Origin of the sequence: Mesorhizobium silamurunense (genome assembly GCF_014843825.1) — a bacterium.
GTDB lineage: Bacteria > Pseudomonadota > Alphaproteobacteria > Rhizobiales > Rhizobiaceae > Mesorhizobium > Mesorhizobium silamurunense.
On record NZ_JHQR01000243.1, the window covers coordinates 1 to 10,564 of the forward strand.

Sequence of the window (10,564 nt, forward strand, 5' to 3'; positions counted from 1 at the left end):
CAGCCGGCGGCCGCGCGCCGACCGCATCGACCTCACCGAAGCCGCACGCCAGGTGCTGGAAGGCCATGCGCCGAGGGCAATCGAGCGCGGCATCGACCTCGGCCTCGAGGAAGCCGGCCCGGTGCCGGTCATCGGCGACGGCACGATGCTGCGCGAGATGATCGTCAACCTCGTCGACAATGCGCTGCGCTACTCCAAGTCCGGCGGCAGCGTCACCGTGAAGCTCGCCGCCTCGGACGGCGAGGCAGAGCTTACGGTGACGGACTCCGGTCCCGGCATTCCGGCCGAGGAGCGGGAGCACGTCTTCGAGCGCTTCTACCGCATTGCCGGTTCGAGCGAGGAAGGCAGCGGGCTCGGCCTCGCCATCGTGCGCGAGGTGGTCGAGAATGCCGGCGGCAGCGTCACGCTTGGCGATACCGCCGGCGGCGGACTCAAGGTCGAGGTGCGGCTGCCGCTTGCGGACAGCTAGAGCAATTCCAGGAGAAATGCGGAATTGCTCTAAGGCGCCTCGCGGTTGCTTACTGCGTTTCGTGCAGCGGCTGCGGCCGCCACTTCGCCAGCCGGTTCTCGGCCAGCGTCATCAGGTATTCGGCGCCGAGCGCCACCACCATGACGATGACGATCGCGGCATACATGCCTGCCGCGTCGAACGAACCCTTGGCGATGTTGATCAGAAGGCCGATGCCATAGCGCGAGCCAACGAACTCGCCGACGATGGCGCCGATGATGGCGAAGCCGAAGCTGACATGCAGGCTGGCGAAGATCCAGCTCATCGCCGAGGGTACGATCACCGAGCGCGTCAATTGCCAGTCCGAGGCGCCGAGGATGCGGGCATTGGCGATCATCGCCCGGTCGGCCTCGCGCACGCCTTGGAAGGCGTTGTGGAAGACGACGAAGAACACCATGACGAAGGCCAGCGCCACCTTGGAAGCAAGGCCGAGGCCGAGGATCATGATGAAGATCGGCGCCAGCACGACACGCGGGATCGAATTGATCAATTTGATGTAGATGGAGAAGATGTCGGCGGCCATGCGATTGCGGCCGAGCGCGACGCCGATGATGATGCCGGCGACCGAGCCGGTGACAAAGCCCAGCACCGATTCCTCCATGGTGACGAAGAGGTGGTACCAGAGCGGACCTTCCGAGGTTCCTTCCGTCATCCACTCATAAAGCCGTCCGGCGATCGTGCTCGGCATCGCGTAGAAGAAGGGATCGATCCAGCCCATGCGGCCGGCGAGCTCCCAAGAGCCGAGGAAGACGATCAGGATACCGAGCCGCCAGAAAAGGACGGTGCGGCGGCGATTCACGGCGGCCTTGGCGGCGGCGGCTTCGATCTCGGCGTCCGAAGTTCCCGGCTTGAAGGTGGCGGTAGAGATGTTGATGGTAGCGTCCGTCATTTCAGCCTCCCTCACGCCGCCGCGCGGGCGTAGCTGGTCTCGACCTCTTCCTTGAGATCGGCCCAGATGGTGCGCGAATAATCGATGAAGCTCTGATCGTAGCGGATGTCGGCGACGACGCGCGGGCGCGGCAGCTCGATCGTGTAGACGGATTTCACCGTCGCCGGCCCCGCCGTCAGCACATAGACCTTGTCGGCCAGCGCGATCGCTTCCTCGAGATCGTGGGTGACGAAGACAACGGACGCCTTAGCCTCGGACCACAGGCGCAGCAATTCCTCGTGCATGAGGACGCGGGTTTGTACGTCAAGCGCCGAGAACGGCTCGTCCATCAACAGGATCTCGGGACCGTTGATGAAGGTCTGGGCGAGCGCGACGCGCTTGCGCATGCCGCCGGAAAGCTGGTGCGGATAGTGCTGCTCGAAGCGCGCCAGGCCGACGCGCGCCAGCCAATCGCGTGCCGAAGCCTGTGCCTCAGCCTTCGGCTTGCCGCGAAACAGCGGTCCAGCCATGACGTTCTCGATCACCGTCCGCCAGGGGAACAGCGCGTCGGTCTGGAACACGAAACCGATGCGCGGGTCGATACCCTTGACCGGCGCGCCCATGACGCGGACCTCGCCGGCGCTCGGGCTGGCGAGCCCGGTGACAAGGTTGAGCGTCGTCGACTTGCCGCAGCCGGTCGGGCCGACGACAGCGACGAACTCGCCGCGCTCGACCGTCATGGTGAAATCACGAATCGCGGTCAGCGATTTGCCGGTGGGGGAAAGGAAGCGGCGGCTGACATTGATCAACTCGATCGCCGGAGCGGTCTTTTCGACCATGGTGAGCATACTCCATCAGCCGACGATCGCCGCACGGGGATCGCCGGACGCAAAATCGGGATGAACACCAGGCGCGAGGCCGGGACCTCGCGCCTGGCATTGTTTGCTATTTCGCGTTCTTCACGAATTCCGTGGTGTAGGTCTTGGAAAGGTCGATCTGCTTACCCTGCAGTTCTTTCTTGAAGGCCGAAAGCACCGTCAGAACCGTTTCCGGGCCACCCTGCGGCATCACGCCATCGGGGGTGAACATCGCCTTGCCGGCGTCGAGCGCCTTCACATAGCCTTCCTGGTCGCCGACATAGTAGTCTTTCGGCATCTTTTCGGCGATCTCGGCGCCGCTATGGGTGCTGATGAACTTCAGCGTCTTGACGAAGGCGTTGGCGAGCTTCTGAACCGTTTCCTTGTGGGCGTCGGCCCATTCGGTCTGCATGTAGAGGGAAGCGGCCGGATAGGTGCCGCCAAGCGCAGCCTTCGTGCCTTCCACGGTGCGCATGTCGACGAGAACCTTCGCCTCGCCGGTCTTAAGCAGCCGCGTGATTGTCGGCTCGGTCGTCATGCCGGCCTGGATCTTGTCCTGCTGCATGGCGGCGATGAAGGTGTTGCCGGCGCCGACCGGAACTGACGTGAAGTCGCCGAGCTTCACGCCGTTCTTCACCGCAAGATACTCAGTCAGGAAGTTAGTCGAGGAACCGAGGCCGGTGACGCCGAGGCTCATGCCCTTGAAGTCGGCCGGCGACTTGATCTCCGGATGTTTCGCCGAGACCAGCTCGACCTCACCCGGCGCCTGGCTGAACTGGACGACGGATTCGACGAACTTACCCTTGGCCTGCAGGTCGATACAGTGGTCGTAGAACCCGACCACGCCCTGCACGGCGCCCGCCAGCATCTCGTTTTCGGCATCGACCCCGGCCGGCTCATTGAGCAGCTCGACGTCGAGGCCCTCATCCTTGAAATAGCCGAGCGCCTCGGCGAGCTTGGCGGGCAGGTAGATCTGTTTTTCGTAGCCGCCGACCATGATCGAGATCTTGTCGGCGGCCGATGCCGCCGTGGCGCCCGTGGCGACAATGGCAAGCGTCAGCGCCGCCGAACGCAGGGCGCACTTCGAGATGAAACCGGTCACGTAATTTCCTCCACCTGGGCGACGCGCCATCCGGGCGGCGCCGCATTTCCTCCTTGCCGACCACTCCCAGGCCGGTCACGTGGCGAACGCCACAAAACTGTCATGGCATGCCCAAGCTTTCAGCTGGCTTTCAGCCATTTTAGAGATGGTTGAAAAGGAATTTGGCGAAATTGCCGATCATGCGGCAAAACCGAGCACGTCGCGCATGTCGTATTCGCCGGGCGGGCGGCCGGCCACCCAGAGTGCCGCCGCGATGGCGCCGCGCGCGAACATCGAGCGGTCGCCGGCCGCATGCGAGAGCGTGAGCCTCTCGCCTTCGCTCAAGAAGCTTGCGCCATGCTCGCCGATGATGCTGCCGCCACGCAGCACAGCAAAGCCGATCTCGCCGGCAGCGCGCGGGCCGGTGATGCCGTCGCGGGCGCGCTTTGCCACATCGTCCAGCCTGACGCCACGCTCTCGCGCTGCCGCCTCCCCCAGCATCAGCGCCGTTCCTGACGGCGCGTCGACCTTGAAGCGGTGATGCGCTTCCAGAATTTCGATGTCGCAGTCGTCTCCGCCGAGCGCCCGCGCCGCATGCTCGACCAGGCCGGTCAGCAGGTTGAGCCCCAGCGAATAGCTGCCGGAGCGCACGATGGCGATTTTCCAGGCAGCATCGACAATCATCTTCAGTTCGGCGGCGTTGAAGCCGGTCGAGCCTATGACCAGGGGCGGACCGCCGCGCACCGCGCAGGCTCTTGCCAGCTCGGCCGACGCTGCCGGTGTGGTGAAGTCAATGACGACATCGGCAAGTGCCAGCGCTTCATCGCGCGCGACCAGCCCCTCGCCCGTGCTGCCCGGCCGGTGGAAACGGGCGACGAGTTCCAGCCGCGGATCGGCCGCGATTGTCTCGGACATCTGCCGGCCCATGCGGCCGAGTGCGCCGGCGATGGCTATCCTGAGCGGCTGCGCCATGGCTGTTCCTATTGAGAGATGAGTCGGAACAAAGCTTTAGCATGCCGCCTTGCCAAATTGATTCAGCCGGCGCCGTTCGTCTTCAGCATCATGCCGGCGATCTCCTTGACCAGCTTGGCGGCGACAAGCGCGGTGACGTTGGAGAGGTCCTGGCGTGGATTGTATTCGACGACATCGGCCGCGATGATTGGCTGGTCTATTCCCTGGATCAGGCCTATCACCTGGCGGGTGGTGAAACCGCCTGGTTCGCGGTGGGAGATGCCTGGGGCGAAGGCCGGATCGAGAGCGTCGACATCCATCGAGATGTAGACGGGCGTCTTGAGGTCGAGCCGTAGGCCTTCCTTGAAATGCCGCATCTCCACCACCTCGACGCCGAAGCGTTCGAACTGGTCGCGGTGGTGATCGTTGACGGTGCGCAGTCCGATCTGGATCAGCCGGTCGCACAACCGCTCTTCCAAGATTCTGGCGAAGGGCGAGGTGTGCGAGCGCGGATTGTCATCATAGGAATGATAGATATCCGGATGCGCGTCGATATGGACGATCGTCAGGCTCGGATGGCGGCGGCGAACGCCACGCAATACCGGCCAGGAGATGGCGTGGTCTCCGCCGAGCGAGATCAGCGGGTGACCTGCATCCAGCGCGCGGCCGACCTCGTTCTCGATCCGCTCCCACGGGTCGCCGCCTTGCGTGAAATCGATATCGCCATAATCGACGAAGCGGTCGGTCAGATCGAAACCGGTTTCCGACCATGAGTTGTAGGCGTCGCTGACGAGTTCGCGCCGGATCAGCGGCGGCGCCTCGGCCGGTCCGCGCAGATAAGACGAGTTCTCGTCATGCGGAATGCCCAGAAGCGAGACCTTGGTCACGACATCCTCCCACGTTACGCAGACAGCGTGCTTCTATAGACGCCGGAGCTGGCGGGTGCGACGACAGGCGCTTAGGCCAGGTGCGAAGCCAAGCGTTCAGCTGCTGGCCTTCCGCAGCCAGACCTTGTTGTCGTGGAAGGCAGCGCCGCCGTAAGGCGCCGGCGCGTCGGCGCCGGTCAGCACGTTGATGCCCTCGCCGCGCTCATGCGCGCTGTTCGGCCAGATGCCTTCGGCCACCACCACGCCGCGCTTCACGCCGTCGAAGAGCTTTGCGTGCAGTACCAGGTCGCCGCGCCGATTGCCGACCTCGACGCGGCCGCCATCCTCGACCCCGAGCGCCGCAGCGTCCTCCGGATGGAGCAGCAGTTCCGGCCTCCCTTCCTTGGCCTTCGACACCGGCGTCTCGGCAAAGGTCGAGTTGAGGAAGTTGCGGGCCGGCGAGGTCGTCAGCCGGAACGGATGCTCCTCATCCGCAACCTCGATCAGGTCGACATGGTCGGGGAATACCGGCAGCCGCTCGACTGGTCCGAACAGGCCCATGCTTTTTGGCGGCCGGTTGGGGGCCGATTGCCCGGTCCAATTGGCCCGGAAGTGGAATTTCTTGTCGGCATGGCCGAAGCCGTTGATGAAATGCGCGTCGTCGAAATCGGGCTGCAGGTCGACCCACTTCTGTTCCTTCAGGCTGTCGAAGCTGCCGAGCCCGCGCTTGCCGAGGATGATGTCGATATGCTGCCGCTCGGTCAGCCCGAAGCCCGGCCGATTGCCGACGCCCAGCCGCTTGCCGAGCTCCTCATTGACGTAGTGGTTGGTGCGCGGCCCTTCCGGCGGCTCGATCAGCTTGGGGCCGAGCGTGATGTGCTGGTTGCCGCCGCCCTTGTAGATGTCGTCATGCTCCAAGAACATCGTCGCCGGCAGCACGACGTCGGCGAGCTTCGCCGTATCGGTCATGAACTGCTCGTGCACGCAGGTGAACAGGTCCTCGCGCAGGAAACCTTGCTTCACCAGCCGCTGCTCCGGCGCGACGTTCGCCGGATTGGTGTTCTGGATCAGCATCGCCGTCACCGGCGGACCGCCATAGAGCGCGTCTTCCGCGCCGGTCAGCACCGGGCCGATACGCGAATGGTCGAGATAGCGGATCTTCGGATCGCGCATCGCGGTGCCTTCCAGCACGTCCTGATTCAGCTTGAAGATGCCGGAGTTCGAGTGGAATGCGCCGCCGCCCTCATACTGCCAGGCACCGGTGACGGCGGCGATGCATGAGGCGGCATGCATGTTGACCGAGCCGTTGCGGTGGCGGGCGAAGCCATAGCCGAGGCGGAAATAGGTCTTCTTGGTCGTGCCGACGAGACGGGCGAAAGCCTCGATCTCGGCGACGGAGAGCCCGGTGGTGGCGGCCGCCCATTGCGGCGTCCGGGTCTTGAGGTGTTCTTCCAGCCCGCGCGGGTCGTCGGTGTATTTTTCGAGATAGGCGCGGTCGGCCAGCCCGTCGCGGAACAGTACATGCATGACCGCGCAGGCGAGCGCGCCGTCGGTGCCGGGCTTGAGCACCAGGCCGAGATCGGCCTGCTTCATCGTGGCGTTCTCGTAGATGTCGATGACGACGATCTTGGCGCCGCGCTCCTTCCGCGCCCTGGTCGCATGGGTCATGACATTGACCTGGGTGACCACGGCATTGGTGCCCCAGATCACCACGCAGTCGGCCTTCGCCATCTCGCGCGGATCGGGACCGCGCAAGGCGCCCGCCCCCATCATCCAGCCCGTCCAGGCAAGATTGGTGCAGATCGAGCCGAAGAAGCCCGAATACTTCTTTGCATGTCGCAGCCGCTCGATGCCGTCGCGTTGCACCAGCCCCATCGTGCCGGCATAGTAATAAGGCCAGACGGTTTCCGAGCCGTATTTCTCTTCGGCCGCGATGAACTTCTCCGCGACTAGATCTAGGGCAGCTTCCCAGCTCGCTTCCTTCCAGACGCCCTCGCCCTTGGCGCCGGCACGCACCAGCGGCTTCAGCAGCCGGTCGGGATGGTGCACCCGGTCGGCATAGCGCGCGACCTTGGCGCAGACGACACCGGACGTGTAGCTGTTGGCTTTGGCGCCGTGCACGCGGCCGATGCGGTTGCCATCGAGCAGCTCGACCTCGAGCGCGCAGGTGGAAGGGCAGTCATGCGGACAGGCCGAATGGCCGATCCGGAGCTTGGCGTGCTGGTTCATGCGGGGTGTGTAGCGAGTTTCAGGGGCACCGTGTAGGGCCAGATTGGGCGCGAGTTGGCACTGTTCTGCCAAGATGTGCTGCGCTTCGGGTCGAAGTCAGCATGTTCTTTGCGCGGCGTTGAAACTGCCAATCTCCCCACTGCGGGGCCAAGCTTGGCACCTCACCTTCTTCCCTTGCGGGAGAAGGTGGCCTCGCGAAGCGAGGTCGGATGAGGGGTGCTGGACGGAGTGAGGCGTGATGAGTAAGCGCCTAAAATCTCTCCATTTTTTCTATGTCGCGTTTCTTCCAGCACCCCTCATCCGTCTCGCCGCTGCGCGCCGATCCACCTTCTCCCGCAAGGGGAGAAGGAAGAAGGTGCGCCTTCACATCCCGAACCACCGCGCGCGGCGGCTGGAGCCGAAATTCTCCTTGTCGGCCCTGAGCGCGAGCGAGGCTTCGTGATAGGTGCCGGTCGGCTTCGGGCCGGAGAAGAAATCGACCTCGACCTTGCCGATGCGGCCGCCGCCGAATTCGATGTAGCAGGTGCCGAAGCCGTCATATTGTTTCGCCGTGCCGCTATTGCTGAGCTTCACGATCAGGTCGCTGGCCACGGCCCGCGCGGCGCCCTCGGCGAACACGCCGGCTTTCGGCGTGCCGGTGTTGGCGCCGTCGCCCACGGCATAGACGCCGGCATAGTTGGTCTCCAACGTCCTCGGGTTGACCGTGATCCAGCCATTCTCGGTCATGCCGCTGGCAATCACCACGTCGGGCACGCGATGCCTGGGCACGCCGAGGAACAGGTCGAACTGCATCTCCACTCCGTCGTCGAGGACCGCCACCTTCCGCGCATTGTCGATGGACGCGACGCGGCGGCCCGGAATGAAGCCGATGTTGCGCTCGACGAAGGCGGAGACGAGCGCGCGCGAAGTTTCCGGCGATGGCGGCACCGGGCTCGGCAGCGGCAGCACGAAGTTGATCTCGCAGGCCTCGCGCACGCCGCGCTTGACCAGGTAGTCGTGCAGCATGAGCGCGCATTCGCTGGGCGCCGGCGGGCATTTGTAGGGCGCGCCGCAAACCCCGACCAGCGCCCTCCCCTTGGTGAAGGTGGGCAGCACGTCGCGCAGCCTCTCGGCGCCAGCGACCGTGTAGAATTCGTTGGTATCGGCGAGCCCAGGCGTCGCGTCGAAATCATAATCGGCGCCGAGCGCCACGACGAGGAAATCGGCCTCGTGGACGCCGGCATCGGTGGTGACGCGCCGCCGCTCCGGGTCGATCGCGGTGACCGTCTGCCTGAGCAGGCGGACGCCCGGTTTGGCATAGTTCGAGTAAGGCAGGCGCACTTGATCCGCCGTCTTGTGGCCGAACATGACGTCGAGCTTGGAGAAGCCGAAGACGAAGGCGTCGCTCTTGTCGATCAAGGTGACGTCGATGCCGGCGCCGAAGGTCTCGGACAGCAGGCAGGTGAGTTCGAGGCCGCCAAAGCCCGCCCCAAGGACGAGGACGCGCGGCTTGCTGGAAGTGTTCATGTTACCCTCTCATTGTTTGCTTGGAATGACGCGCGTCGTACCCGGAGTTCCCCTATGACCAGTGCCTGAGCGTGGCGGTGTCCTCGGCGAAGATCACGCTGAAGAAGCCGTCGATCATCTTCAGCGTGTCGGCATCGCTCATGCCGGGCAGCGCCGGGAAGTCGCCCTCCAGATCCACCTTCGTCCTGCCACCCATCGGCGTGTAGCTGTGGGTGAATCGCGCGCCGTCGAAGGCACCGCCGGTCAGCCTGGTCTCGATGCCGCGCGGCGGATTGAGCGCATGCTCGACCTGCATGGCGAAGGTGGTTCCGTCGGGATTATAGACCTCGGCGTCGAGCGTGACGACATTGCCGGCCACGCCGGCGAGCCGATGCAGGCCAGATGCCGGTGGTTGCCGGCGCTCATGTATCGGAACAGCCGCTCCGGCGTGGTGTCGAAGACGGCGATGGCGGGTTTGCTGTAATGCACGGTCATGGCGGTCAGCTCCTCCGATGGTGCCTGGGCGCGCGGCCGGGAAGGGTCTTGCCGCTCCCCGGCCGCGGCTCACGCGGCCGCGGCTCAGGCGTGCGGCTGCGGGACGATGCGGATGTAGGGCTTCGGCGCCTTCCAACCGTTCGGGTAGATCTTGGCCGCCTCGTCGTTCGACACCGAACCCGCGATAACGACGTCCTCGCCCTGGCGCCAGTTGACCGGCGTCGCGACCCGGTGCCTGGCGGTGAGCTGCAGGGAGTCGATGACGCGCAGGATCTCGTCGAAGTTCCGCCCGGTGGTCATTGGGTAGGAGATCAGCAGCTTGACCTTCTTGTCGGGTCCGATGACGTAGACGTTGCGCACTGTCTGGTTGTCGGCCGCGGTGCGGCCCTCCGACGTGTCGCCGACGGTGGCCGGCAGCATGTCGTAGAGCTTGGAGATCGCGAGTGTCGGGTCGCCGATCATCGGATAGTTCGGCGCATGCCCTTGCGTCTCCTCGATGTCCATGGCCCAGCTCTGGTGCCGGTCAACGGGGTCGGCGCTGAGCCCGATGATCTTGACGTTGCGCTTGTCGAATTCAGGCTTGAGCTTGGCCATGTAGCCGAGCTCGGTGGTGCAGATCGGGGTGAAATCCTTGGGGTGGGAAAAGAGGACGCCCCAGGAGTCGCCGAGCCAGGAATGAAAGCTGATATGGCCTTCGGTCGTTTCGGCTTCGAAGTCCGGGGCGGTATCGTTGATGCGGATGGACATGTGCGTTCTCCTCTGAACGGGTTGACGCGCCCATACTGACCGGCCCGCGTTCCTCCGCCGTTCCCCGAATGCGCTTTGCGTGTGCCGGCCCTTTCCATTGGTGCAGATGCATGGCTATGGTGCTCAGGGCGGTGGGGAGACGAAAATGCGTGTAGAAGTGGATCTGCTTGGCCAGTTCCGCGTGTCCGTCGATGGACGCGTGGCTTCCGCGGCCGCATGGCGGCGCACGAGCAGCGTGACGCTGGTCAAATTGCTGGCGCTTGCCCGGCGGCACCGGCTGCACCGCGAGCAGGTGATGGACGCGCTCTGGCCGGACCTCGAACCGGAGGCGGCCGCCGCCAATCTGCGTAAGGCCGTGCATTTCACCAGGCGCGCGCTCGGCGCGCATGAGATCATCGCGCTCGACGGCGAGATCGTAGCGCTGGCGCCGGATGCCGAGCTCGCCATCGATGCCACGCTGTTCGAGGCCGAAGCGAC

Annotated in this window: 11 protein-coding genes; 2 read left to right on the plus strand and 9 right to left on the minus strand. The window is 64.8% G+C overall.

The features are described from left to right. The coding region (locus DH10_RS25925) for a sensor histidine kinase (RefSeq protein WP_192385508.1) at positions 1 to 469 on the plus strand (469 nt) is incomplete at its 5' end. Between the two features lie 49 nt (positions 470 to 518). On the opposite strand, the gene DH10_RS25930 is transcribed toward DH10_RS25925, so the two are convergent. From DH10_RS25930 to DH10_RS25970, 9 genes are all read right to left on the minus strand, one after another. Continuing rightward, positions 519 to 1,397 (minus strand): ABC transporter permease, encoded by an 879-nt coding sequence (locus DH10_RS25930; protein WP_192257763.1) that lies wholly within the window; start codon positions 1,395 to 1,397, stop codon positions 519 to 521. Positions 1,398 to 1,408: 11 nt separating this feature from the next. Further along, positions 1,409 to 2,215, minus strand: a complete 807-nt coding sequence (locus DH10_RS25935) for an ABC transporter ATP-binding protein (RefSeq protein ID WP_192257761.1) — start codon at positions 2,213 to 2,215, stop codon at positions 1,409 to 1,411. 106 nt (positions 2,216 to 2,321) lie between these two features. Continuing rightward, positions 2,322 to 3,335, minus strand: coding sequence for an ABC transporter substrate-binding protein (locus DH10_RS25940; protein WP_312891357.1), 1,014 nt, complete (start codon positions 3,333 to 3,335; stop codon positions 2,322 to 2,324). Between the two features lie 177 nt (positions 3,336 to 3,512). Continuing rightward, positions 3,513 to 4,286, minus strand: a complete 774-nt coding sequence (dapB, locus tag DH10_RS25945) for a 4-hydroxy-tetrahydrodipicolinate reductase (protein WP_192257757.1) — start codon at positions 4,284 to 4,286, stop codon at positions 3,513 to 3,515. 62 nt (positions 4,287 to 4,348) lie between these two features. Then, complete coding sequence (gene speB / locus DH10_RS25950) at positions 4,349 to 5,152, minus strand: agmatinase (RefSeq protein WP_192257755.1); 804 nt, start codon at positions 5,150 to 5,152, stop codon at positions 4,349 to 4,351. A 96-nt stretch (positions 5,153 to 5,248) separates the two neighbouring features. After that, positions 5,249 to 7,360 carry a molybdopterin-containing oxidoreductase family protein gene (locus DH10_RS25955; RefSeq protein ID WP_192257753.1) on the minus strand — a complete coding sequence of 704 codons (2,112 nt, stop codon included), beginning with the start codon at positions 7,358 to 7,360 and terminating at the stop codon, positions 5,249 to 5,251. Positions 7,361 to 7,723: 363 nt separating this feature from the next. Further along, positions 7,724 to 8,866, minus strand: coding sequence for an NAD(P)/FAD-dependent oxidoreductase (locus tag DH10_RS25960; RefSeq protein WP_192257751.1), 1,143 nt, complete (start codon positions 8,864 to 8,866; stop codon positions 7,724 to 7,726). Between the two features lie 52 nt (positions 8,867 to 8,918). After that, positions 8,919 to 9,224 carry a hypothetical protein gene (locus DH10_RS25965; protein ID WP_192385509.1) on the minus strand — a complete coding sequence of 102 codons (306 nt, stop codon included), beginning with the start codon at positions 9,222 to 9,224 and terminating at the stop codon, positions 8,919 to 8,921. 200 nt (positions 9,225 to 9,424) lie between these two features. Beyond that, positions 9,425 to 10,087, minus strand: coding sequence for a peroxiredoxin (locus DH10_RS25970; RefSeq protein ID WP_192257747.1), 663 nt, complete (start codon positions 10,085 to 10,087; stop codon positions 9,425 to 9,427). 145 nt (positions 10,088 to 10,232) lie between these two features. Here DH10_RS25970 and DH10_RS25975 point away from each other — a divergent pair. Continuing rightward, positions 10,233 to 10,564 (plus strand): AfsR/SARP family transcriptional regulator (locus DH10_RS25975; protein WP_425515376.1); only part of this gene is annotated, 332 nt, incomplete at its 3' end.